This window comes from Streptomyces sp. NPDC037083 (assembly GCF_055606485.1).
The window spans coordinates 815,532-836,835 of sequence record NZ_JBVJSQ010000001.1 but is presented as its reverse complement, the minus strand read 5'-3'; the positions used below and the strand labels follow the sequence as shown (position 1 = coordinate 836,835).

Below are 21,304 nucleotides of genomic sequence, written 5' to 3'. Positions count from 1 at the left end.
GTGCGGGAACCGACCGTCGATGTCGCGGCGGACTTCGCGGCGGACTACTTCCAGTCCTATTCCGTCGTCGGACTGCTCGCCGTCGTCGGCGTGCTCTTCGTCGCCGTCGCCTTCGGCGCGGCCCGCCTGCTGAGCCCGGTGGTCCCCACCCCGGAAAAGCTCCTGACCTACGAGTGCGGCGTCGACCCGGTCGGCGAGGGCTGGGCGCACACCCAGGTCCGCTACTACGTCTACGCCTTCCTGTACGTGATCTTCGCGGTCGACTCGATCTTCCTCTTCCCCTGGGCGACGGTCTTCGCAGCCCCCGGCTACGGTGCGACCACGCTCGTCGAGATGTTCATCTTCCTCGGCTTCCTGGCCGTGGGCCTGCTGTACGCATACAAGAAGGGCGTCCTGACATGGACGTGACGCCGGAAGCGAACCCGCCGGAACAGGAGCCCTCGGCGCCCGTTCTCCTGCCCGAGCCGAAGCGCCTCGGCGCCCTGGCCCGCCTCGCCCCCGAGCCGATGAAGGTGGTCCTCAACTGGGGCCGCCGCTACTCGCTCTGGGTCTTCAACTTCGGCCTCGCCTGCTGCGCGATCGAGTTCATCGCCGCCTCGATGGCCCGCCACGACTTCATCCGCCTCGGCGTCATCCCCTTCGCGCCGGGCCCGCGCCAGGCGGACCTGATGGTCGTCTCCGGCACCGTCACGGACAAGATGGCCCCGGCCGTGAAGCGTCTCTACGAGCAGATGCCCGAGCCGAAGTACGTCATCTCCTTCGGCGCGTGCAGCAACTGCGGCGGCCCCTACTGGGACTCCTACTCCGTGACGAAGGGCGTCGACCAGATCATCCCGGTCGACGTCTACGTGCCGGGCTGCCCGCCGCGCCCGGAGGCGCTGCTCCAGGGCATCCTCAAGCTCCAGGAGAAGATCGCGCGCGAGTCGCTGGACGAACGCTACGGCCCGTCCGCGTCCCGCCCGGCCGTGACCCGCCCCTCGAGGGCGGCCCTGCAGAGCGGCCTGGTGCGGCCCCCGTCCGCGGAGCCCTCGCCGGGAACGTCCTCATCGGAGACGTCCTCGCCGGACACATCGGGGGAGGGCCGATGAGTACGGTCGGCTGGCTTCCCGCCCCCGCCGAGGAGCTCTTCGGCCCGCAGGCCACGGCCGAGGAGTCGTACGACGTCCTGACGGTCGACGTCCCTCCGGCGTCCTGGACCGACGCCCTGCGCGTCGCCCGCGACCGCCTGTCCTGCAGCTACTTCGACTGGCTGAGCGCGGTCGACGAGCCCGGCACCGGCTTCCGCGTCTCGGCGCACGTCGTGGCCCTGTCCCCGGTCCGCCGCCTCCTCGTGCGAACGACGGTCCCGCACGAGACGCCGACCCTCGCCACCGCCGTCGACGTCTACGCCGGCGCGGCCTGGCATGAGCGCGAGACCCACGAAATGTTCGGCGTCGTCTTCGAGGGCCACCCCGCCCTGGACCACCTCCTCCTTCCGGAGACCTTCGAAGGCCACCCCCTGCGCAAGGACTTCGTGCTGGCCGCCCGCGTCGCCAAGGCCTGGCCCGGCGCGAAGGAACCCGGCGAGTCCGAGCACGGCGGACCCAAGCGCCGCCAGATGCTGCCTCCAGGCGTCCCGGACCCCAACGAGTGGGGCCCCCTGAAGGGCCAACTCCCGCCGGCCCCGGCCCGCCCGACCCGCGCCCCGGCAGGCCGCGCGGCGGGAGAGCGCCCGCCCCGCGCCGCAGCCGACCGCCCGGTCCGCCGCGCCCGCACAGCAGCAGAGGGCTCAGCCAGCCAGGCCCCTGCGACACCGACGGCCCCGGCGACGCCGCCCCCGTCGACCTCGCAGGAGACACCCCCGTCCTCGGCCGCACCCCGCCGCGCCCGAAGCGCAAGCGCGGGCTCCGCATCCCAGCGCACGGAGCACCGAGAGCCCCCCACTCCGGGGACGACCACCGGCACCGGAGCCACCGGTGCCACCGGTGCCACCGGTGCCACCGGTGCCACCGGTGCCGGAGTGTCCGGAGCTACGGAGGCTCCCGGAGCGGGCGGGGCCATCGAGGCGGCCGGAGCGGTCGGTGCCCCCGGAGCCCCCGAAGCGGGTGGCGCGGGTGGCGCGGCCGGGAGCGTCGGGAAGACCGGAGCCGAGGGCGCTGGGGAAGTGGAGCCGGCGGCTTCCGAGTCGACCCCGCGGCCTCCCGCAGGGCCGCGCCGCGCGCGGAGCGCCTCTCAGGGCTCGGCCTCTCAGCGGACCCAGCCCACGACCACGCCCTCCGGTGCCCCGACCCGCCCCGCCTCGGCCCCCCGAAGCTCCGACGCCCCGTGGCACCACGCCCGCCCTGCCTTCGACGAACCAGAGCCCGAGCCGAAGCCCGACCAGGAGTCCGAGCGGACGGCTGGGCCGAAGCCCGACCAGGAGTCCGAGCGGACGGCTGGGCCGAAGCCCGAGCCGGTGTCGGAGCCCGAGCAGGAGCCGGTGTCGGAGCCCGAGCGCGCCAAGAAACCGTCTGCCGCTGACGGCGTCTCGGGCCGTGGCACCGGTGACACCGAACCCCCCGCCCCCGAAGACCCCGCAGGAGGTCCGCAGTGAACGACGCTCTCGACGTCGCCCTGCGACTCCTGGTCGTGTTCGTCGTCTTCCTCACCTTCCCTCTGATCGTCGGTCAGACGGAGCACAAGGTGATGGCCCATATGCAGGGCCGTCTGGGCCCGATGTACGCGGGCGGCTTCCACGGCTGGGCCCAGCTCGTCGCGGACGGGGTGAAGTTCGCGCAGAAGGAGGACATCGTCCCCGCGGGCGCGGACCGCCGTATCTTCCAGCTCGCGCCGGCCGTCGCCCTCCTCCCGTATCTCCTCGTCCTGCTGGCCATCCCCATCGGCCCCGGCGAGGGCGCTGTCGGCCAGGTCCTCGACGCGGGCATCTTCTTCGTGCTCGCCGTGATGGGCGTCGGCGTTCTCGGCTCGCTCATGGCCGGCTGGGCCAGCGCCAACAAGTTCTCCCTCCTGGGCGGACTGCGTACCGCCGCCCAACTCCTCGCCTACGAACTGCCGATGCTGCTCACCGCCGCCTCGGTGGCGATGGCGGCCGGCACCGTCTCCCTGCCCGGCATCGTCGACGCCTTCGAGTGGTGGTGGCTGCCCTGGCAGATCGTCGGCGCGATCGTCTTCTTCGTCGCCGGCCTCGCCGAACTCCAGCGACCGCCCTTCGACATGCCCGTCGCCGACTCGGAGATCATCTTCGGCGCGTACACCGAGTACACCGGCCTGCGCTTCGCTCTCTTCCTCCTCGCCGAGTACGCCGGAATCGTCGTCCTGTGCGGCCTGACCACCGTCCTCTTCCTGGGCGGCTGGCACGGCCCCTGGGGCGCCGACGGCCTCGGCTGGGTCTGGACCCTGCTGAAGGCGGCCGTCCTCGCCTTCGTCGTGATCTGGCTCCGGGTCACCTACCCCCGCCTGCGCGAGGACCAGCTCCAGAAGCTCTCCTGGACTCTTCTCGTCCCCCTTTCCCTCGCCCAGATCGCCCTCACCGGCGTCGTCAAGGTGGTGATCCAGTAACCATGGCCCCCATTCCCGGCAGTGGCCTCGCCAAGGGCCTGGCCGTCACCCTGCGCACGATGACGCGGAAGACCGTCACCGAGCAGTACCCGGACGCCCAGCCCGAACTGGCACCCCGCACCCGTGGCGTGATCGGCCTGTTCGAGGAGAACTGCACGGTCTGCATGCTCTGCGCCCGTGAGTGCCCCGACTGGTGCATCTACATCGATTCCCACAAGGAGACGGTCCCGCCCGCGGCTCCGGGTGGCCGCGAGCGCAGCCGCAACGTCCTCGACCGTTTCGCCATCGACTTCTCGCTCTGCATGTACTGCGGTATCTGCATCGAGGTGTGTCCTTTCGACGCCCTGTTCTGGTCCCCCGAGTTCGAGTACGCGGAGACCGACATCCACGAACTCACCCACGAACGCGACAAGCTCCGCGAATGGATGTGGACCGTCCCGGCCCCACCCGCCCTCGACCCCGCCGCCGAGGAGCCGAAGGAGATCGCCGCCGCCCGCAAGACGGCCGACAAGCTGGCCGCGGCCGCGGCGGCCGCCCGGGCCGAGTCCGCCGAAACCGAGTCCGCCGAGTCCAAGGCCGCCGAACCCGAGTCCGCCGAACCTGAGGGAGGAGACGCGTGACGCTCGCCGAAGCACCGCACGGCTTCCTCTCCCCGACCGGCGTCGAGATCGCGTTCCTCTTCGTCGGCCTGATGACCTTCGGCGCGGCCCTCGTCACCGTGACCACCAGGCAACTGGTGCACGCTGCCCTGTGGCTCGTGGTCGCCCTCGGCGGCCTCGCCGTGGAATACCTCCTTCTCACCGCCGAGTTCATCGCATGGGTGCAGGTCCTCATCTACGTCGGTTCCGTCGTCGTGCTCCTCCTGTTCGGTCTGATGCTCACCAAAGCCCCCATCGGCCGCTCCCCGGACGCGGACTCCGGCAACCGCTGGGTCGCGCTCACGGTCGCCGTCACCGCGGCCGCCGCCCTGATCTGGGTGGTCGTCGACGCCTTCCGAGCCACCTGGATCGATCTGGACGGCCCGGCCGCCGGCTCGACCGCGGTCACCGGCGCGAGCCTCTTCCAGAACTGGGTCCTCCCGTTCGAGGCCCTCTCCGTGCTTCTCCTCGCGGCCTTGGTCGGCGCGATCGTCCTCTCCCGCAAGGCGAAGGCGGAGTCGAGCTCTCCCCATGTGAACTCCCGAGCCGCCACCAAGAGTTCCCGGTCCGTCACGGAGAGTTCCGGAAATCCCGGGAGTTCCGGGAGTTCCTCGTCCGCCCCGGGCGGCCCTGAGAACCCGGCCGAGCAGGAAGGCGCTCGCTGATGCACCTCGCCTACCCCGCCGTCCTCTCCGCCCTCCTCTTCTGCACCGGCCTGTACGGCGTCCTCGCCCGCCGTAACGCGATCCTGATCCTGATGTCGGTCGAGCTGATGCTCAACGCCGTCAACCTCAACCTGGTCGCCTTCGACGTCTGGCTCACCAAGACCGCCGAGGACACCCTGCACTCCGGTCAGGCCCTGACCCTGTTCACCATCGCCATCGCCGCCGCCGAGATCGGCATCGGCCTGGCGATCGTCCTCGCCGTCCACCGCAATCGCGGCACCGCCGACATCGACCGGCTCCGCGACACCGCGGAGGGCCACGAAAGCCCCGCGGTCGACGACCCCGACAGCGATGCCCCCGCGACCGGAGCGGCCGCCGAGAAGGCTGAGGCCAGCGCGTGACCACGACCACCCTCGCCGTTCTCGTCCCCCTCCTTCCGTTCCTGGGTGCGGCCGCCGGACTGCTCCTGGGCCGCACGGCCCCCGGGTTCGTCCGCCCCCTCGCCGTCCTGCCGACCGTCGCCGCCCTCGCGCTGGCCGCGATCGTCGCCGTGCGCCAAGGCGGAGACGCCCCCGTCGACGCGGCCACCGAACTGACCCCGACCGGTTCGGTGCCGATCGAACTCGCGCTGCACATCGACGGCTTCGCCGCCCTGGTCGCCGTCATGGTCGGGCTCGTCGCCGCCTGTGTGCAGATCTACTCGACCGGCTACCTCCGCGAGGACCCCCGCTACCCCTCGTACGCGGCCCTCGTCTCCCTCTTCACCTCCGCGATGTTCCTGGTCGTCTACTCCGGCGACCTGATCGTGCTGCTGGTGGGCTGGGAGGTCATGGGCATCTGCTCCTACTTCCTGGTCGGCCACTACTGGGAGACCCCGGAGGCCCGCGCCGCCTCCATCAAGGCCTTCCTGGTCACCAAGCTCGGTGACGTCCCCTTCCTCATCGGTCTGTTCGCCCTCGCCACCGACGCCGGGTCCTTCGAGATCACGAAGGTCCTCGACACCGTGGCCCACGGCGGACTCGACCACCCGACCCTCGTCGCCCTGCTCCTTCTCGCGGGCGTGGCCGGCAAGTCCGCGCAGTTCCCGCTGCACACCTGGCTCCCCGACGCGATGGCAGGCCCCACGCCCGTCTCCGCGCTGATCCACGCCGCGACGATGGTCGCCGCCGGCGTCTACTTCATCGCCCGTCTCCTTCCGGTCTTCGAGGCATCCTCGGCCGCGATGGCGGTCCTCGCCGTGATGGCCGCCGTCACGATGGTGGGCTCGGGCCTGGCCGCGCTCGCCCAGGACGACATCAAGCGCGTCCTCGCGTACTCGACGATGGGCCAGTTGGGCTACATGACCGGCGCCCTCGCCGTCGGCGATCGCGGCGCCGCCGTCTTCCACCTCCTCTCGCACGGCGCCTTCAAGGCGCTGCTGTTCCTCGCCGCGGGTGTGATCATCCACGCCGCCGGCACCAACTCGCTGGCCGCCATGTCCCGCATGAGCCACCTGCGCGACCGCATCCCCGACGCCTTCTGGACGATGACCGTGGCGCTCCTCGCGCTGGCCGCGATCCCGCCGTTCAGCGGGTTCTTCTCCAAGGAGTCCGTCCTCGGCGCGGCCGAGCACGTCACAGCCGGCCACACCGAGCACGCTCCTGGCGCCGCGGGCTGGATCGTGCTCGTCGCCGGTGTGCTCACCGCCGTTCTCACGGCCGCCTACGCGACCCGTCTGTGGCTGCTGGCCTTCCGCGGCCGAGGAACCGAAGCCCCCGACCACGGCCGCCAGCCGCTGACCATGACCGTGGTGCTGTGGGTCCTGGCCGTCCCCTCCCTCGCCCTGGGCGCTCTCGCCTACCGCACGCTTCCCGACTGGTTCGACGGCGACGATCTCGCGCCGACTCTCCTCACCTCCGTCGTCGGCACCGGAGCGGCATTGGCCGGCGGACTCGTCACCTACGCCGCCTGGCGCCATCTCGCCGGGATCGCCGCCCGTGTCCCGCTGGGCGCGGTCGCCGCCCACCCCGAGGGCGACGCGGCACAGGTCGAGGCCGAGGCCATCGCGACGCACGCGCCCGCCTACGGAGACGTGGCCTCGGCCCCCGATCCGGCGGACCCCGGCCGGCTCCTCCTCGGCCCGCTGCACCGCCACGCGGCCGACGGGTTCCACCTCGACGCCGTCTACCAGGTGCTGTTCGTCCGCCCCGTCCAGGCCGGTGCGAGCCTCGTGCGGTTCCTCGACCGGGAGGTCGTCGACACCTACGTACAAGGCGCGGGCGCCCTGCCCCGCTGGCTGGGGGCCGCCGTGCGGCGCGCCCAGACCGGCAACCTCCAGACCTATGTGAGCGCGCTGCTCGCCGGCACCGTCGTCCTCGCGGTCGCCGCCCTTCTCGTCGCCTCGGGAGCGTGAGCAGGCGTGATCGATATCAACGAGTCCGTGATGCAGGTCCTTCTGGCGTTCATCGTGGTCGGCCCGCTCCTCGGGGCCGTCGCCGCTCTCCTGCCCGCCCCGCCCGGGCTGAAGGGGAAGTCACCAGAGCAGGCCGTGCTGCGGCACGGCGTCACGGTCACCGGCGTGATCCTCATCGCCGCGATCGTCCTCGCGCTCGGCTTCGACCACGACCATCCGTCGAAGATGCAGGCCAGCACGGACATCAGCTGGATCCCCGCACTCGACGTGCGCATCCACCTCGGCATCGACGGCATCTCCCTCCCCCTGCTGGTCCTGACCGCGCTCCTGACCTTCCTCTGCGCGCTCTACTCCTACTTCAAGATGCCTGCGGGCCCGTCCCCGAAGGCGTTCGTCGCGCTCGTGCTCGTCCTCGAGTCCGGCACCCTCGCCACCTTCGCCGTCCTCGACCTGCTGCTGTTCTTCCTCGCCTTCGAGACGGTCCTCATCCCGATGTACTTCCTCATCGCCCGCTGGGGCGGTGAGGGCCGGACCCGGGCGGCCTGGAAGTTCATCCTCTTCACGCTGCTCGGATCCGTGGTCATGCTGCTCGGCCTGCTCCTGATCGGAATCAAGGCGGGCACATTCGACATGGTGGCACTCGCCACTGACAACGGCCGCTCGCTGACCACATCCGTGCAGGTCATCGCCGTTCTGTCGATCGGGATCGGGCTCGCGGTCAAGACCCCGATGTGGCCTCTGCACAGCTGGCTGCCCGACGCCCACACCGCCGCCCCGACGGTCGGCTCGGTCCTGCTGGCCGGCGTACTGCTCAAGATGGGTACGTACGGGTTCGTCCGCATTCTTCTTCCCGTCGCGCCCGACGGCTTCCGGATCTTCGCGCCCTACCTCGCCGCCTTCGCCGTCGTCGGGATCATCTACGGATCCCTGGCCTGCCTGGCGCTCGCCAAGCAGGGCGCGAAGGGCGACCTCAAGCGCCTGATCGCCTACTCCTCCGTCGGCCACATGGGCTTCGTCCTCCTCGGCATCGCCACCATGACCCCGACCGGCGTGAACGGCGCACTGTTCGCCAACATCGCCCACGGTCTCATCACCGGCCTGCTCTTCTTCCTGGTCGGCGCCCTGAAGGACCGGACCGGCACGACCGACCTGGACACCCTCGCCGAACAGACCGGCGCCGCCCTCTACGGCAGGACCCCCCGCCTCGGCGGCCTCCTCGCCTTCGCCGCCGTCGCCTCGCTCGGCCTGCCGGGCCTCGCCGGATTCTGGGGCGAGATGCTGGCGCTGTTCGGCGCCTTCGACCCGGCGGACGACCTCAGCCGCCCCGCCTTCCTCACCTTCACGGCGGTCGCCGCGTTCGGCACCCTGCTGACGGCCGCGTATCTGCTCGTCGTGGTCCGCCGCGTCTGCATGGGCGCCGTCCCGTCGGACGCCCCGCGCCTCGCCGACGTCCAGATGTACGAGCTCGCGGCCTGGAGCCCGCTCGTCGCCCTCACCGTCGTCGCCGGCCTGTGGCCGAAGGCCCTCCTCGGTCTGACCGATCCGGCCGTGCAGCAGCTCCTCGCAGGAGGCACCCGATGAGCTCCCTGGCCCAGCCCCTGGCCGAGTCGGCGGTCCAGTCCGTCGACTGGGCGGCCGTCGCACCGCCCACCCTCGCGGCGGTCGCAGCCCTCGTCGTGCTCGTCGCGGACCTCTTCGTGGGCGACGCGCGCAAGCCCCTCCTCGGCTGGCTCTCGGTCGCGGGCCTCGCGGCCTCCACGGCCCTCCTCCTGCCCCTGCTCGACGGCGACCGCTCCACCTTCTGCCTCACCGGCGATCCGGGTGTGTGCAGCTACACCGCCGACCACTTCACCCTCGTCATCCAGTTCCTGGTGCTCGGAGGCGCGCTACTGGCAGCCCTTCTGTCGGTCACCGCCCTCAAGGACGCGCGCGGGCGGCTCCCCGAGGGGGAGTTCTGGTTCCTGCTGCTGTCCTCCGCAGCCGGAGCCGCCCTGCTGCCCGCCTCCCGCGACCTCGCCACTCTCGTCGTCGCCCTGGAGGTCGCCTCACTGCCGGCGTTCGCCCTCGTCGGCATCCGGCACGGCGACCGCACATCATCCGAAGCGGCCCTGAAGTTCTTCCTGTCGTCCGTCACCGCGACCACGGTCAGCCTCCTGGGCATCAGCTTCGTGTACGCGACGACCGGCACCCTCTACCTCACCCAGGTCGCCGACGGGATCCAGCACGTCGACGGCCGACTGGACACCCTGGCCCAGACCGGCGTGGTCCTCACCCTCATCGGCTTCGCCTTCAAGACCGCCGCCGTCCCGTTCCACTTCTGGGTCCCCGACACCTACGTGGGCGCCCCGCTGCCCATCGCCGCCTACCTGTCGGTCGTCGGCAAGGCGGTCGGGTTCTCCGGCCTCATCCTCGTCACCGTCGTCGCCTTCCCCTCGTACGCCGACGTCTGGGGCCCCGCCCTGGCCGCGCTGGCCGCCCTCACCATGACCGTCGGCAACGCCGGGGCCCTCCGCCAGCAGGCCACGCGCGCGTACAGCGCCGTACGTCTCCTCGCCTGGTCCTCCGTCGGCCAGGCCGGCTACCTCCTCGTACCGATCGCCGCCGCCGCGTACTCCGACGATGCCGAGCACGCCATCGGCTCCACCGTCGCGTACGCCCTCATGTACGCCGCCGTGAACCTCGGCGCCTTCGCGGTGGCCGCCCTCGTGGGACGCACCAGCACCACGAACCGGATCACGGACTACCGAGGCCTGTACGCGCGAAACCCCCTGGCAGCCCTCCTACTGGCGTTCTTCCTGCTCTGCCTTGCCGGACTGCCCCCGGGCGTCATCGGCCTCTTCGCGAAGGTCACCGTCTTCTCGGCGGCTGTCGACGCGGGCCTCGGCTGGCTCGCGGTCGTCATGGCCGTCAACGTCGTGATCGCCCTGTACTACTACCTCCAGTGGACGGCCCTGCTCTTCAAGGCACCCGAAGGCCAGACCGAAAGGCACCACGTGCCCGCCCCCCTGACGGCCGCGATCGCCCTCACCGCGGCCGTCGGCATCGCCCTCTCCGGAGCACCCCAGCTGGTTCTGCGCTTCGCCGACACCGGCCTCTTCTGAGCCCGCACGCGCGCGTACGCCACCGTCCTCACCCGGACGGCTCACACCCCTGCCCGCAGGCACAAGGGAACTAGTGCCTCCCGCCTGGCGTTGACCAGTACGGGAGGGTGCACTGGATGTGACACCACGGCACCAGTGGCACCGGAGAACAGCAAGATCCGCAAGTAAAGGGTTCCCCTGCTGCACGACTTGGAGGGCGTACCGTGCACCGCCGGCACAACGGGCTCAGGACCGCAGTACTCCTCGGGGGGCTGTCGGCACTCATCATCGTCATCGGCAGCTTCTTCGGCCGTATGGGGCTCGTCGTCGCGGTCCTGATCGCGCTCGGCACCAACGCGTACGCCTACTGGAACAGTGACAAGCTGGCGCTACGCGCGATGCGCGCCCGCCCGGTGAGCGAGTTCGAGGCCCCCTCCCTGTACCGGATGGTCCGCGAGCTCTCCACCCAGGCCCGCCAGCCCATGCCCCGCCTGTACATCTCCCCGACAGAGGCGCCCAACGCCTTCGCGACCGGCCGCAATCCCCGCAACGCCGCCGTGTGCTGCACGGACGGCATTCTGCGCCTCCTCGACGAGCGCGAGCTGCGCGGAGTCATCGGCCACGAGCTCAGTCACGTCTACAACCGGGACATCCTCATCTCCTCGGTCGCCGGCGCGCTCGCTTCGGTGATCATGTTCCTGGTCAACTTTGCCTGGCTGATCCCGATCGGCCGCTCCGACGACGACGACGGCCCCGGCATACTCGGCATGCTCCTGATCATGATTCTGGGCCCGCTCGCCGCCAGCCTCATCCAGCTCGCCATCAGCCGCTCGCGGGAGTACGAGGCGGACGCCACCGGCGCCCAGCTCACCGGCGACCCGCTGGCCCTCGCGAGCGCCCTGCGCAAGCTGGAGACAGGCACCAAGCAGCTTCCCCTGCCGCCGGAGCCCCGCATCGAGACCGCGAGCCACATGATGATCGCCAACCCCTTCCGTCCTGGTCAGGGACTCTCCAAGATGTTCTCGACACATCCGCCCATGGCGGAACGCATCGCCCGGCTCGAGAAAATGGCAGGTCGCCCCCAGTGAAGACCATCCTGAACGTCATCTGGCTGATCCTGAGCGGCTTCTGGCTGTTCCTCGGCTACGTGCTCGCGGGCGCGCTGCTCTGCATCACCGTCATCGGCATCCCGTTCGGCATCGCTGCTTTCCGTATCGGGATCTTCGCTCTCTGGCCCTTCGGCTACACGACGGTCGAACGCCGGGACGCGGGAGCACCGTCCTGTCTGGGCAACGTGCTCTGGCTGGTCCTGGCCGGCTGGTGGCTGGCGATCGGCCACATCGTCACGGGCCTCCTCCTGTGCGTCACCATCATCGGCATCCCGTTCGGCATCGCGAACTTCAAGCTGATCCCGGTCTCGCTGTTCCCGCTGGGCCGCGAAATCGTGCGCACGGACCAGCCGTTCGCCTCGCGCTGACAGCGCAGACGACGGTGGGGTGACGGCTGTGTGGTGACGGCCGTGGTGACAGCGAGGGGACGGCCGTGGTGCCGGCGACGGCGTGGGCTGAGCCGCTCGTCGTCCAACGCCGGTCCCGGTCGCCCGCGGGCCGGTTTGTCCACAACCGTCGCGTTGTCCACAGGCCGGCCCGGTTGTCAGTGGCGGCTTGCATCATGAACGCATGACCGAGAACGCGCAGTTGCTGGAGAGGGTGGCGGCCAAGGCGGCCACCACCCGCCCCTGGGGCCGGCCCTCGCTCCCCGCACCCGTGGACGAGGCCACCCTGGCCCAGGCCGAGGCCGCCCTCGGCTTCCGCCTGCCCTCCCTGCTCGCCGACCTCTACCTGCGGATAGGAGACGGCGGATTCGGCCCGGAGTACGGCCTGTTGCCCCTGTTCGACAGCACGCCGGCCGGCGAGCCCGCCGCCGTGACCCAGTACCTCGCCAACCGCGATAGGGGACGCGAAACCCCCGACTGGCCCTGGCCGGAAGGCGTCCTGCCGATATCCCACTGGGGGTGCGCCATGTACGCGTGCGTGGACTGCCACTCCCCGCAGGCGGGCGTCCTACTCTTCGAACCGAACCCCGGCGACCCCGACCGCGCCTGGTTCGTCGACACCCCCAGCCTCATCGACTGGCTGCAGGCCTGGCTCGACGGCACCGGCTGGTACGACGTCATGGACGAGGACCTGAGCCTGACTCCGTGGACCGAGTTCCGCATACGCACGGCGGACACTCGGGCTGCGACGCCGTAAGCGCGCGCCCGCACGGCCGCCGATCACGTCGCGGCGGCCGAACCTGCCCGCCGGACTCTCATCGCCGCCGTCACGCATACGGCTACGCCATGCCGGACGCCTACGGCTGGCTACGCCATGCCGGACGACCGTCGCCGTACCCCGTAGGCGGCCGCGCCCACTGCCAGTACCCCTGCCCCTGCCGCCACCGAAGTCATGGGCAGTGCGAAGGCCAGGATCACGCAGCCGGCGAGTCCCAGAGCGGGCAGCGCTCGCTTCACGGGAGTCGAATCAAGCGTCCAGGCCGATGCGTTGGCCACCGCGTAATACGCCAGTACACCGAAGGAGGAGAACCCGATGGCGCCCCGGACGTCCACCGTGGCGGCCAGGACCGCGACGACCGCGCCCACCGCGATCTCGGCCCGGTGCGGCACCTGGAAGCGCGGATGAACGGCTGACAGGGCGCCGGGCAGATGCCGGTCCCTCGCCATGGCCAAGGTGGTGCGCGAGACGCCCAGGATGAGGGCCAGCAGCGAGCCCAGCGCGGCCACGGCGGCACCGATGCGCACCACCGGCACCAGCCCGGGCACTCCCGCCGCCCGGACGGCGTCGGCCAGCGGCGCACTCGCCCGCCCCAGTTCACCCGCCCCGAGCACGGAAAGGACAGCGACCGCAACGCACGCGTACACGGCCAGTGTGATGCCCAGCGCCAGGGGGATCGCGCGGGGGATGGTGCGCGCCGGATCCCGCACCTCCTCGCCGAGGGTGGCGATGCGCGCGTACCCGGCGAACGCGAAGAACAGCAGACCGGCCGCCTGCAACACCCCGACGACGCCCTCTGAAGCCCCGACCTCCAGCCGCCCGGCGTCGGACGCCCCCGACCCCAGACAGACGACCACCACGGAAGCGAGGACCGCCAGGACCACCGCCACGATCGCCCGCGTCAGCCAGGCCGACTTCTGGATGCCGCCGTAGTTCACCGCGGTCAGGGCCACCACGGCCGCCACCGCTACGGCGTGCGCCTGCTCGGGCCAGAGGTACGTCCCGACCGTCAGCGCCATCGCCGCACAGGAGGCCGTCTTACCGACCACGAACGACCAGCCCGCGAGATACCCCCAGAACGGGCCGAGCCGCTCGCGTCCGTAGACGTACGTGCCGCCCGAGGCCGGATACAGCGCGGCGAGGCGCGCCGACGACATGGCGTTGCAGTAGGCCACCAGCGCGGCGAGCGCGAGCCCGATCAGCAGGCCGGAGCCCGCGGCGTGCGCGGCGGGAGCGAGGGCGGCGAAGACGCCGGCGCCGATCATCGAGCCGAGACCGATGACCACGGCGTCGCCGACGCCCAGCGTCCGTCGTAGCTCTGCGGCCGATCCGGGCTGTGTCATGGGCCGCACCCTACTGATCGACGGAACCGCCGGACGCCGTCGGGGCGTCGTCCTCCCCAACACGGCACGAACCCCGTGCGACTCCCCGGGCGCGCACGACAACGACAAACGACGAACGGCAAACGCCGAACCCCGAACTACAAACGCCGAACAGCGAACGTTGGGCAGAGGTGGGGGGCGTGGGGCGCGGGGACGTCGGGGACGAGCGCAGCCCGTCCGGAGCGAGCGAGATCACACGGCCCGGACAGCGCGGGCACAGCACGGAAGGGCAGGTTTCAGGACATGAGCATCATCAGCTGGATCATCCTGGGGCTGTTGGCCGGAGTCATCGCCAAGGTCCTGCTGCCGGGTCGAGACCCGGGCGGCTTCATCGGTACGACCCTCATCGGCATCGCGGGCGCGTTCATCGGCGGCTGGATATCGGCCCGCTGGCTGGACCATCCCATCAGCAAGGACTTCTACGACGGCGCGACCTGGGCCGCGGCGATCGGCGGCTCACTCGTGCTCCTGATCGTCTACCGCCTGTTGTTCGGCAACTCGCGCGACTGACCGCAGCGCGTCCCGGCCGGAAGCGTGGCCGGAAGCGGGGCCAGAAGGGTGGGCGCCCGGCAGGCGCCCACCCCTGCCGACTACCGGTAGTTCACGAACTGCAGGGCGAAGTCGAAGTCCTGGCCCTTGAGCAGCGTGATGACGGCCTGCAGGTCGTCGCGGCTCTTGGAGCTGACGCGCAGTTCCTCGCCCTGCACCTGCGCCTTCACGCCCTTGGGGCCCTCGTCGCGGATGAGCTTCGCGACCTTCTTCGCGTTGTCCTGGGAGATGCCCTCCTTGATCTCCGCGAAGAGCTTGTACTCCTTGCCGGAGAGCTGGGGCTCGCCCGCGTCCAGCGCCTTCAGCGAGATCCCGCGCTTGATCAGCTTGGACTGGAAGACGTCGAGGACAGCGTTCACCCGGTCCTCGGAGTTCGCCTCCATCAGGATCTTTTCCCCGGACCACGAGATCGAGGCGCCCACGCCCTTGAAGTCGTAGCGCTGCGAGATCTCCTTGGCGGCCTGGTTGAGGGCGTTGTCGACCTCCTGCCGCTCGACCTTCGAGACGATGTCGAAACTGGAGTCGGCCATGTCCTGTGGCTCCTTGTATCAGGGTGCGTGTCGGGTGCGAATCGGCGTACGCGAGGGTGCCCGCCGAGCCCGGTGTGATCCCGGGCCGCATCCGGACAAGCCTAGCCACCCCGCCACCTCCGGGCGGCGAGGAATCAGGTGGCGAAGCACCCCTGCGCATCAGGTATCGTTTACGTCGTTGCCAGAGAGCACCGCCGAAAAGCGGTTCGAATGGGCAGCAACCCCGGCGGTGTGCCCGAGCGGCCAAAGGGAGCAGACTGTAAATCTGCCGGCTCAGCCTTCCCAGGTTCGAATCCTGGCGCCGCCACGCTGAGAGAGGGAACCCCTCCGAACTGCGGAAACGCAGAGCGGAGGGGTTTCTTCGTGTCTGGGGAGAGGAAGTCCGGGGTGGTGCGGCCTCACCCTCCCTCGGTGGGCGTCTTGGCCGCCCTCTTCACCTCCGCCTCGACGTCGTTGCGCGCTTTGTTCTCGTCCTTGGCGAACTCGGTCACCGCGGCCTGGGCGTCGCGGGCGAGGTCGCGCCAGGCGCGCCAGGCGGTCTCGTAGGTGTCGGTCTGGATCTCCGACCAGGGAGTGGCCGTGGGCGAGCCATAGGCGTCCCGCAGGTCTTCGACCCTCGCGTGTGCCTCGTCGGCCGCGCGTTGCTTCTGCACGAGTTCCTCGAAGGTATGTGCCACGTGTACGGATGCTAAGGAGGCGAGCGCACTTCCGCGCGGCGAGCGGGGCGCGTCCCGCCAGGGGTACCCGCGTGGCCCACTGGGGCAGACTGACCCCATGTCCAGCGCGTCCAGCCGCCGTAGAACCTGCCCGGAGTGCCGTCGCGAGATCGCCGTCGTCGCCGGACGATTCGCCCGGCACGACCCGCCGGGGGCACGCGAGAGCGGGGACCTGGTCTCCTGCCCCGGCTCCCGCAGAGCGGCGCAACTGGGTGCCATACAGCCGTCGTTGGACGGCTACGTCGTGCCGGAGTTCCCGGGACAGCTGCCCCTCTTCTGACGTGCACCGTTCTTGTGACGTGCACCGTTCTCATGGCGGGCCCAGCTCGCCTCCGACTCCGGCGTCCGCCCGCGTGGCGTCCGCCCGTGTGGCGTGCCCCCGGGGCCTGCGTCAGTTTCCGGCCACCGCCTTGACCGCCACCGAGATCGGTGCCGAGCCGCTGATCAGCTCCAGGACGAGGCCTGACGTCGCCGGGGTGTCCAGCAGTTCCGCCAGTACGGCGGCCACGTCGTCGCGGGGGACCTGTCCCCGGCCCGTGCGGGCCTCCAGGCGGACCAGGCCGGTGCCGGCGTCGTCCGTGAGCGCCCCGGGGCGCAGGATCGTCCAGTCGAGCGACTCATGGCTCTGTACGTACGCGTCCGCCTCGCCCTTGGCGCGCAGGTAGACGTCGAAGATCTCGTCGCCGCGGTGGTCGGGGTCGGCGCCCATGGACGACACGACCACGAAGCGGCGCACGCCCGCCCGCACGGCCGCGTCGGCGAACAGCACCGCCGCGCCCTTGTCCACGGTGTTCTTGCGGGCCACGCCGCTGCCCGGGCCCGCGCCGGCCGCGAACACCGCCGCGTCCGCGCCGCGCAGCCGCTCCGTGACCTCCTCGACGGACGCCGACTCCAGGTCCAGGACGACCGGTTCGGCGCCTGCCGCCCGTAGGTCGTCGCTCTGCTCGGCCTTGCGGATGATCCCCGCGACCTCGTCTCCACGCGCGGCGAGCAGACGCTCCAGCCGCAGCGCGATCTGACCATGACCACCAGCGATGACAATGCGCATGCTTTCGACCGTACGCCCGGACAGCCCCGTCCGCCGCACGGCTTCGGCCACGATCCGACCGCGCCGCGCGACCACGGTGCCCGCACAACGTTCCCATCCGGCACGTCCGTCCGATGCCTGTTCGATGTCTGTTCGATATCTGTCAACCCCGTCCGCCGCCGTTCGACGCCTGCCCGCGCCCGCCGCGTCCCATCACGCCCGACGCCCGACGCCCGACGCCCGTTCACCCCGTCCGCCCCGTGCACCACACCCGACGCCCGCCCTGCGCTCGTCCGGGCCCATTCATTCCGCCACCAGGGCCGCCGCCGTCACGGTCGTCGTCCTCAACTCCTCGGTCGCCGCGGGCCGCAGCGACACCCGCGGGCGTCCGGCCGCGCGGGCCCACGGACTTCGGCCACCCACGCTGCTCCCGCCGCCGCTGAGGAGTCGCGGGGGGCGCTACGACAGGTCCCCTCGTCCCTGTCGTGGAAGGCCCAATTCCGTGCCGGCGGCCGAGTCGCAGTACTCGCGGACCGCGCTCGTGCGGGCCACCACACGGCCTTGGTGGATGACGACCCTGCTGTACGCCAGCGACAGGGCGCCGGCCAGCCGTTCGCCGCGGACGGCCAGGAGGTCGGCCGGGAATCCCGCCTCCACGCGTACCTCGGGCAGGCCCAAGGCGGCGCGTGCGGACGTGCTCACGGCGTCGTAGGCGTCCTCGGGGCGCAGACCGTGGCAGGAGGTCAGGAGGTAGGCCGCCTCCAGGGGATCGCCGCGGCCGACCGGGTTGCAGACGTCCCGCAACGCCCCGCTGCCGGCGGCCACCCGCACCCCGGCGGCGCGCAACAGCCGTACGGGCGCCGCGCTCCGGTGTTCGACGCCGCCGCAGCCGCCCTGGGGGAGGCAGACCACGGTCACGCCGGCGGCGGCGAGTTGGTCGGCGGTGCGGCCGGCCGCCTCGGCGGGGAGGCGGTCGAGGCCGCCGCAGGGGCTGAGCGTGACGCCGGGGCGCAGACCGCCGGCCATCGCGGCGAGGCGGGCGAGGCGGGCCGGGTCGGCGGCGTCGGTGTGCAGGTCGACGGGGCAGCCGTGTTCGGCGGCGACTCCGAGCACGGCCTCCACGTAGCCCATGGGATCGGGGTCCAGGTCCGGGCAGCCGCCCACCGCCGAGGCGCCCATCTTCACCGCGTCGTGCAGCATCGCGAGACCGTCCGCGCCGGCCGCGCCGGTCAGCACCCGGGGCATCGCCACCGTCGTCAGCTCCGCGAGTCCGCGCAGCGAACGCCGGGCCCGCAGTACGGCGGCCAGCGCGCCGAGCCCCTGGACGTCGCCCACGTGCACGTGGGCGCGCAGCGCCGTCGCGCCATGGGCCAGTTGCACCAGCACGGCCTCCGTGGCGCGCCGCTGGACGTCCAGGGGGGCGTACGAGACGGGGCCGTCGGCGTCGGCCGTGAGCGCGGTGTCGGCGTGCGCGTGCGGCTCGGCCGGCGCCGGGAGCAGGAGATGGCCGCCGAGGTCCACGCGGGCGCCGGCGCCGGCAGGGCCGGCCGTCAGACTGCCCGCCGTGCCCACGGCCTCGATCCGCCCGTGGCCCAGCCGTACGTCCACGGTCCGGCCGTCCGTCAGCCGCGCCCCGCACAGCAGCAGGGCGGACGGGTCCGGGGAGCCTCCGGAGGCGCCGGACGAGGACGACCACGAGGGGGGCGGCTGCTGCGGCTGGCTGTCGGGCATCGCGCTCCAGGGGCTCGGGACTGCGGGGGTGACGCAGCACACGCTGAGGACGCAGGCGTCGCACCGGGACACAGGCGTCGCACGGGGACGCAAGATCACGCAGAGTGAGTCGAGCCTAGGGCGGCGGTTCGGCGCGGGCGGGGAGGAGCGCAATAGTCGTACCGGTGTGGTCCGCCGTGCGGGAGGGGCTCCGGAGACCGCCGGGACCCTGGGGAAACGGCCCTCCGCGCGGGCCTCCGGGGCGTCGCGAAACGGATTTGGGTGAACGGCTGCGGACCGTGTAATGTCTTCATCGCTCGCCCCAATAGCTCAGTCGGCAGAGCGTCTCCATGGTAAGGAGAAGGTCTACGGTTCGATTCCGTATTGGGGCTCTGGTGGGTGAGGTTCCTGTCGCGAGGCGGGAACCGATCGCATCAAAGCGGTGTAGCTCAGTCGGTAGAGCAAGCGGCTCATAATCGCTGTGTCACCGGTTCAAGTCCGGTCACCGCTACTGACAGTAGCCGATTGCGGGGTCGGTCCTTCGATCGGCTACTCTTGCTTGCGTTGAATCAGTCCTATCCGTTCGTCAAGGAGCACTCACGTGGCTGCCACCGACGTCCGCCCGAAGATCACGCTGGCCTGCGTGGAGTGCAAGGAGCGGAACTACATCACCAAGAAGAACCGGCGTAACAACCCGGACCGACTGGAGATGAAGAAGCACTGCCCGCGTTGCAATGCGCACACCGCGCACCGCGAAACGCGATAAAACAGGCTCGTATGCGAGGCCGTCCCCGAGTGATCGGGGGCGGCCTCGTGTCGTTGAGCGACCCGTACCGGTCAGTAGAGCGACGCCGAGCGCAGAGCGATGCAGAGCGACGCCGAGCAAACAGGAGGTGCCGAGGCCCATGGCGCTCGACCAGTCCTTCGTCGGGCGGACCTACCCGCCCACCGATCCCTATGAGGTCGGCCGGGAGAAGATCCGCGAGTTCGCAGAGGCCGTGGGGGACGCCAACCCGGTGTACACCGACCCGGACGCGGCCAAGGCCCTCGGGCACCCCGACGTGATCGCGCCGCCGACGTTCGTGTTCTCGATCACCTTCAAGGCGGCGGGGCAGGTCGTCCAGGACCCCCAGCTGGGCCTCGACTACAGCCGCGTCGTGCACGGAGACCAGAAGTTCGCCTACAAGCGCCCGGTGCGCGCCGGTGACCGGCTCTCGGTCACCTCGACCATCGAGGCCGTCAAGTCCATGGCGGGCAACGACATCCTGGACATCCGCGGAGATGTCCACGACGAGGCGGGCGAGCACGTCGTGACCGCCTGGACCAAGCTCGTCGCCCGCGCGGCGGAGCCCGCGCCGGCCGCGGCGGAAGCCGACGGGGAGGCGTGAGGAACCGATGACGGCGAAGATCTCTTACGACGACGTCGAGGTCGGCACGGAGCTGCCGGCCCAGTCCTTCCCTGTGAACCGCGCCATGCTCGTGCAGTACGCGGGCGCCTCCGGGGACTTCAACCCCATCCACTGGAACGAGAAGTTCGCCAAGGAGGTGGGCCTGCCGGACGTCATCGCGCACGGCATGTTCACCATGGCCGAGGCGATCCGCGTGGTCACCGACTGGACCGGCGACCCGGGCGCGCTCGTGGACTACGGCGTCCGGTTCACCAAGCCCGTCGTCGTCCCGAACGACGACCAGGGCGCGGTGATCGAGGTCACCGGCAAGGTGGGCGCCAAGCTCGACGACAACACCGTGCGGGTCGACCTGACGGTGACCAGCGGCGGTCTGAAGGTCCTCGGCATGTCCCGCGCGGTCGTGCGACTGGCCTGATCGGCCGAGGGGTGACGGCCGCGGGCCAAGGGGTGAAGGTCGGAGGGACTTCGGCCCGCGCCCCCAGAGGCTCAGCGGCCCAGAGGCTCAGAGGTGCAGCGGCTCAGCGGCCCAGCGGCCCAGCGGCCCAGAGGCTCAGCGGCCCAGAGGCTCAGCGGCCCAGAGGTGCGGCGGCTCAGCGGTGCGAGCGGTGAACCGGTAACCGGTAAGGGGCGTTCTCCAGGAGGAGGCGCCCCTTACCGCGTCAGGGGCTGTTGTCGTGTGAGGAGGCTCTTGACTTAGTTAGTGATTGAGTACTAACTTTCTCGCATGGTCAGGATGAGCGCAGACGAGAGGCGTGAGAGCGTCATCCGTGCGGCGACGAGCGAGTTCGCCCGGGGTGGCTACCACGGGACGTCCACCGAGTCGATCGCCAGGCGGGTGGGAGTCTCGCAGCCGTATCTCTTCCGGCTCTTCCCGGGCAAGAAGGCGATCTTCCTCGCGGCCTCCGAGCGCTGTATGGAGGAGACCGTCCGGACGTTCAAGGAGGCCGCCGAGGGGCTGGAGGGCGAAGAGGCCCTGCATGCCATGGCCAACGCGTACGTCAATGTCATCGCGCTGCAGCCCGAGCGGCTGATGATGCAGATGCAGATCTACGTCGCGGTGGCCGCCGCCGAGGCGGAGGGCGACCACGGGTTCGGCGAGGCCGTGCGGGCCGGGTGGATGCGGCTGTGGGACACCGTCCACCTGCCCCTGGGCGCCGACGTGGGCGAGACGACGACCTTCATGGCGTACGGCATGCTCATCAATTGCCTGGTGGCCATGGGGTTTCCGCCCGAGGACCGGGTCTGGGAAGGGCTGTACCCGTCGGCTCGGTTCAGCGGGCGACTCGAGAAGTAGCAGCAAGGGTGCGGCGGTTGCCGTCGCGTGATGCGCCGTTTTCTGGGCGTAAAAGTTAGTCATCACTTACTAACCAGAGTTCGATCACCCGCTGGGGGAGCG

At 71.0% G+C, this 21,304-nt stretch carries 24 protein-coding genes and 3 tRNA genes; 22 read left to right on the top strand and 5 right to left on the bottom strand.

Annotated features, from left to right (window positions below; genetic code table 11):
• From ACZ7DE_RS03875 to ACZ7DE_RS03815, 13 genes are all read left to right on the top strand, one after another.
• The gene (locus ACZ7DE_RS03875; RefSeq protein WP_470757554.1) at window positions 1–408 is read left to right on the top strand and encodes an NADH-quinone oxidoreductase subunit A; all 408 of its coding nucleotides are present in this window, start codon (window positions 1–3) and stop codon (window positions 406–408) included.
• On the top strand, window positions 399–1,088 hold the full coding sequence (locus tag ACZ7DE_RS03870) for an NADH-quinone oxidoreductase subunit B (RefSeq protein WP_470757552.1): 690 nt from the start codon (window positions 399–401) through the stop codon (window positions 1,086–1,088). The genes ACZ7DE_RS03875 and ACZ7DE_RS03870 overlap by 10 nt, the downstream gene beginning before the upstream one ends.
• Window positions 1,085–2,572 (top strand): NADH-quinone oxidoreductase subunit C, encoded by a 1,488-nt coding sequence (locus tag ACZ7DE_RS03865; protein ID WP_470757550.1) that lies wholly within the window; start codon window positions 1,085–1,087, stop codon window positions 2,570–2,572. The genes ACZ7DE_RS03870 and ACZ7DE_RS03865 overlap by 4 nt, the downstream gene beginning before the upstream one ends.
• Window positions 2,569–3,537: a complex I subunit 1/NuoH family protein gene (locus tag ACZ7DE_RS03860; RefSeq protein ID WP_470757548.1), complete on the top strand. Its 969-nt coding sequence runs from the start codon at window positions 2,569–2,571 to the stop codon at window positions 3,535–3,537. The genes ACZ7DE_RS03865 and ACZ7DE_RS03860 overlap by 4 nt, the downstream gene beginning before the upstream one ends.
• A gap of 2 nt (window positions 3,538–3,539) precedes the next feature.
• Window positions 3,540–4,157, top strand: a complete 618-nt coding sequence (locus tag ACZ7DE_RS03855) for a NuoI/complex I 23 kDa subunit family protein (protein ID WP_470757546.1) — start codon at window positions 3,540–3,542, stop codon at window positions 4,155–4,157.
• On the top strand, window positions 4,154–4,840 hold the full coding sequence (locus tag ACZ7DE_RS03850; protein WP_470757544.1) for an NADH-quinone oxidoreductase subunit J family protein: 687 nt from the start codon (window positions 4,154–4,156) through the stop codon (window positions 4,838–4,840). The genes ACZ7DE_RS03855 and ACZ7DE_RS03850 overlap by 4 nt, the downstream gene beginning before the upstream one ends.
• On the top strand, window positions 4,840–5,241 hold the full coding sequence (gene nuoK, locus ACZ7DE_RS03845; RefSeq protein WP_470757542.1) for an NADH-quinone oxidoreductase subunit NuoK: 402 nt from the start codon (window positions 4,840–4,842) through the stop codon (window positions 5,239–5,241). Before ACZ7DE_RS03850 ends, nuoK begins: the two co-directional genes overlap by 1 nt.
• On the top strand, window positions 5,238–7,232 hold the full coding sequence (locus ACZ7DE_RS03840) for an NADH-quinone oxidoreductase subunit 5 family protein (protein WP_470757540.1): 1,995 nt from the start codon (window positions 5,238–5,240) through the stop codon (window positions 7,230–7,232). The genes nuoK and ACZ7DE_RS03840 overlap by 4 nt, the downstream gene beginning before the upstream one ends.
• Window positions 7,233–7,238: 6 nt before the next feature.
• Complete coding sequence (locus tag ACZ7DE_RS03835) at window positions 7,239–8,813, top strand: NADH-quinone oxidoreductase subunit M (RefSeq protein ID WP_470757537.1); 1,575 nt, start codon at window positions 7,239–7,241, stop codon at window positions 8,811–8,813.
• Entirely contained in the window at window positions 8,810–10,333 is a 1,524-nt protein-coding gene (locus ACZ7DE_RS03830; protein WP_470757535.1) for an NADH-quinone oxidoreductase subunit N, read from the top strand. The genes ACZ7DE_RS03835 and ACZ7DE_RS03830 overlap by 4 nt, the downstream gene beginning before the upstream one ends.
• Before the next feature lie 203 nt (window positions 10,334–10,536).
• Complete coding sequence (gene htpX, locus ACZ7DE_RS03825) at window positions 10,537–11,400, top strand: zinc metalloprotease HtpX (protein WP_470757533.1); 864 nt, start codon at window positions 10,537–10,539, stop codon at window positions 11,398–11,400.
• Entirely contained in the window at window positions 11,397–11,789 is a 393-nt protein-coding gene (locus ACZ7DE_RS03820) for a YccF domain-containing protein (protein ID WP_470757531.1), read from the top strand. The genes htpX and ACZ7DE_RS03820 overlap by 4 nt, the downstream gene beginning before the upstream one ends.
• A gap of 202 nt (window positions 11,790–11,991) precedes the next feature.
• Complete coding sequence (locus tag ACZ7DE_RS03815) at window positions 11,992–12,564, top strand: SMI1/KNR4 family protein (protein ID WP_470757529.1); 573 nt, start codon at window positions 11,992–11,994, stop codon at window positions 12,562–12,564.
• 110 nt (window positions 12,565–12,674) lie between these two features.
• On the opposite strand, the gene ACZ7DE_RS03810 is transcribed toward ACZ7DE_RS03815, so the two are convergent.
• On the bottom strand, window positions 12,675–13,928 hold the full coding sequence (locus tag ACZ7DE_RS03810) for an APC family permease (RefSeq protein ID WP_470757527.1): 1,254 nt from the start codon (window positions 13,926–13,928) through the stop codon (window positions 12,675–12,677).
• A 282-nt stretch (window positions 13,929–14,210) separates the two neighbouring features.
• Here ACZ7DE_RS03810 and ACZ7DE_RS03805 point away from each other — a divergent pair, with 282 nt between their 5' ends.
• Window positions 14,211–14,477: a GlsB/YeaQ/YmgE family stress response membrane protein gene (locus ACZ7DE_RS03805; protein WP_470757517.1), complete on the top strand. Its 267-nt coding sequence runs from the start codon at window positions 14,211–14,213 to the stop codon at window positions 14,475–14,477.
• 80 nt (window positions 14,478–14,557) lie between these two features.
• On the opposite strand, the gene ACZ7DE_RS03800 is transcribed toward ACZ7DE_RS03805, so the two are convergent.
• Complete coding sequence (locus ACZ7DE_RS03800) at window positions 14,558–15,046, bottom strand: YajQ family cyclic di-GMP-binding protein (RefSeq protein ID WP_256910519.1); 489 nt, start codon at window positions 15,044–15,046, stop codon at window positions 14,558–14,560.
• A gap of 225 nt (window positions 15,047–15,271) precedes the next feature.
• On the opposite strand from ACZ7DE_RS03800, the gene ACZ7DE_RS03795 reads away from it, so the two are divergent.
• Window positions 15,272–15,353, top strand: a tRNA-Tyr gene (locus ACZ7DE_RS03795).
• A gap of 91 nt (window positions 15,354–15,444) precedes the next feature.
• Here the strand turns inward: ACZ7DE_RS03795 and ACZ7DE_RS03790 are convergent.
• Window positions 15,445–15,723, bottom strand: coding sequence for a hypothetical protein (locus ACZ7DE_RS03790; protein WP_470757515.1), 279 nt, complete (start codon window positions 15,721–15,723; stop codon window positions 15,445–15,447).
• Between the two features lie 97 nt (window positions 15,724–15,820).
• Here ACZ7DE_RS03790 and ACZ7DE_RS03785 point away from each other — a divergent pair, with 97 nt between their 5' ends.
• Window positions 15,821–16,042 carry a hypothetical protein gene (locus tag ACZ7DE_RS03785; protein WP_470757512.1) on the top strand — a complete coding sequence of 74 codons (222 nt, stop codon included), beginning with the start codon at window positions 15,821–15,823 and terminating at the stop codon, window positions 16,040–16,042.
• Between the two features lie 111 nt (window positions 16,043–16,153).
• On the opposite strand, the gene ACZ7DE_RS03780 is transcribed toward ACZ7DE_RS03785, so the two are convergent.
• Both ACZ7DE_RS03780 and ACZ7DE_RS03775 read right to left on the bottom strand, forming a co-directional pair.
• Window positions 16,154–16,810, bottom strand: a complete 657-nt coding sequence (locus tag ACZ7DE_RS03780; RefSeq protein WP_470757510.1) for an SDR family oxidoreductase — start codon at window positions 16,808–16,810, stop codon at window positions 16,154–16,156.
• 438 nt (window positions 16,811–17,248) lie between these two features.
• The gene (locus tag ACZ7DE_RS03775) at window positions 17,249–18,520 is read right to left on the bottom strand and encodes an amidohydrolase family protein (protein WP_470757508.1); all 1,272 of its coding nucleotides are present in this window, start codon (window positions 18,518–18,520) and stop codon (window positions 17,249–17,251) included.
• Window positions 18,521–18,818: 298 nt separating this feature from the next.
• Here ACZ7DE_RS03775 and ACZ7DE_RS03770 point away from each other — a divergent pair.
• The 6 genes from ACZ7DE_RS03770 (at window position 18,819) to ACZ7DE_RS03745 (ending at window position 21,202) form a co-directional block, all read left to right on the top strand.
• Window positions 18,819–18,891: transfer RNA gene (locus ACZ7DE_RS03770), tRNA-Thr, on the top strand.
• 46 nt (window positions 18,892–18,937) lie between these two features.
• Window positions 18,938–19,010: transfer RNA gene (locus ACZ7DE_RS03765), tRNA-Met, on the top strand.
• 90 nt (window positions 19,011–19,100) lie between these two features.
• Entirely contained in the window at window positions 19,101–19,265 is a 165-nt protein-coding gene (gene rpmG, locus ACZ7DE_RS03760; RefSeq protein WP_003948671.1) for a 50S ribosomal protein L33, read from the top strand.
• A gap of 139 nt (window positions 19,266–19,404) precedes the next feature.
• Window positions 19,405–19,887 carry an FAS1-like dehydratase domain-containing protein gene (locus ACZ7DE_RS03755; RefSeq protein WP_470757506.1) on the top strand — a complete coding sequence of 161 codons (483 nt, stop codon included), beginning with the start codon at window positions 19,405–19,407 and terminating at the stop codon, window positions 19,885–19,887.
• 7 nt (window positions 19,888–19,894) lie between these two features.
• Window positions 19,895–20,323, top strand: a complete 429-nt coding sequence (locus ACZ7DE_RS03750) for a MaoC family dehydratase (RefSeq protein ID WP_470757504.1) — start codon at window positions 19,895–19,897, stop codon at window positions 20,321–20,323.
• 309 nt (window positions 20,324–20,632) lie between these two features.
• Window positions 20,633–21,202, top strand: a complete 570-nt coding sequence (locus ACZ7DE_RS03745; RefSeq protein ID WP_470757502.1) for a TetR/AcrR family transcriptional regulator — start codon at window positions 20,633–20,635, stop codon at window positions 21,200–21,202.
• Window positions 21,203–21,304 lie beyond the last annotated feature (102 nt).

Coding starts and splice junctions, on each gene's coding strand:
- ACZ7DE_RS03870 (WP_470757552.1), top strand. CDS start 399: ATGGACGTGACGCCGGAAGCGAACCCGCCGGAACAGGAGCCCTCGGCG.
- ACZ7DE_RS03865 (WP_470757550.1), top strand. CDS start 1,085: ATGAGTACGGTCGGCTGGCTTCCCGCCCCCGCCGAGGAGCTCTTCGGC.
- ACZ7DE_RS03855 (WP_470757546.1), top strand. CDS start 3,540: ATGGCCCCCATTCCCGGCAGTGGCCTCGCCAAGGGCCTGGCCGTCACC.
- nuoK (WP_470757542.1), top strand. CDS start 4,840: ATGCACCTCGCCTACCCCGCCGTCCTCTCCGCCCTCCTCTTCTGCACC.
- ACZ7DE_RS03830 (WP_470757535.1), top strand. CDS start 8,810: ATGAGCTCCCTGGCCCAGCCCCTGGCCGAGTCGGCGGTCCAGTCCGTC.
- ACZ7DE_RS03815 (WP_470757529.1), top strand. CDS start 11,992: ATGACCGAGAACGCGCAGTTGCTGGAGAGGGTGGCGGCCAAGGCGGCC.
- ACZ7DE_RS03810 (WP_470757527.1), bottom strand. CDS start 13,928: ATGACACAGCCCGGATCGGCCGCAGAGCTACGACGGACGCTGGGCGTC.
- ACZ7DE_RS03805 (WP_470757517.1), top strand. CDS start 14,211: ATGAGCATCATCAGCTGGATCATCCTGGGGCTGTTGGCCGGAGTCATC.
- ACZ7DE_RS03800 (WP_256910519.1), bottom strand. CDS start 15,046: ATGGCCGACTCCAGTTTCGACATCGTCTCGAAGGTCGAGCGGCAGGAG.
- ACZ7DE_RS03785 (WP_470757512.1), top strand. CDS start 15,821: ATGTCCAGCGCGTCCAGCCGCCGTAGAACCTGCCCGGAGTGCCGTCGC.
- ACZ7DE_RS03780 (WP_470757510.1), bottom strand. CDS start 16,810: ATGCGCATTGTCATCGCTGGTGGTCATGGTCAGATCGCGCTGCGGCTG.
- ACZ7DE_RS03775 (WP_470757508.1), bottom strand. CDS start 18,520: ATGCCCGACAGCCAGCCGCAGCAGCCGCCCCCCTCGTGGTCGTCCTCG.
- ACZ7DE_RS03755 (WP_470757506.1), top strand. CDS start 19,405: ATGGCGCTCGACCAGTCCTTCGTCGGGCGGACCTACCCGCCCACCGAT.
- ACZ7DE_RS03750 (WP_470757504.1), top strand. CDS start 19,895: ATGACGGCGAAGATCTCTTACGACGACGTCGAGGTCGGCACGGAGCTG.
- ACZ7DE_RS03745 (WP_470757502.1), top strand. CDS start 20,633: ATGGTCAGGATGAGCGCAGACGAGAGGCGTGAGAGCGTCATCCGTGCG.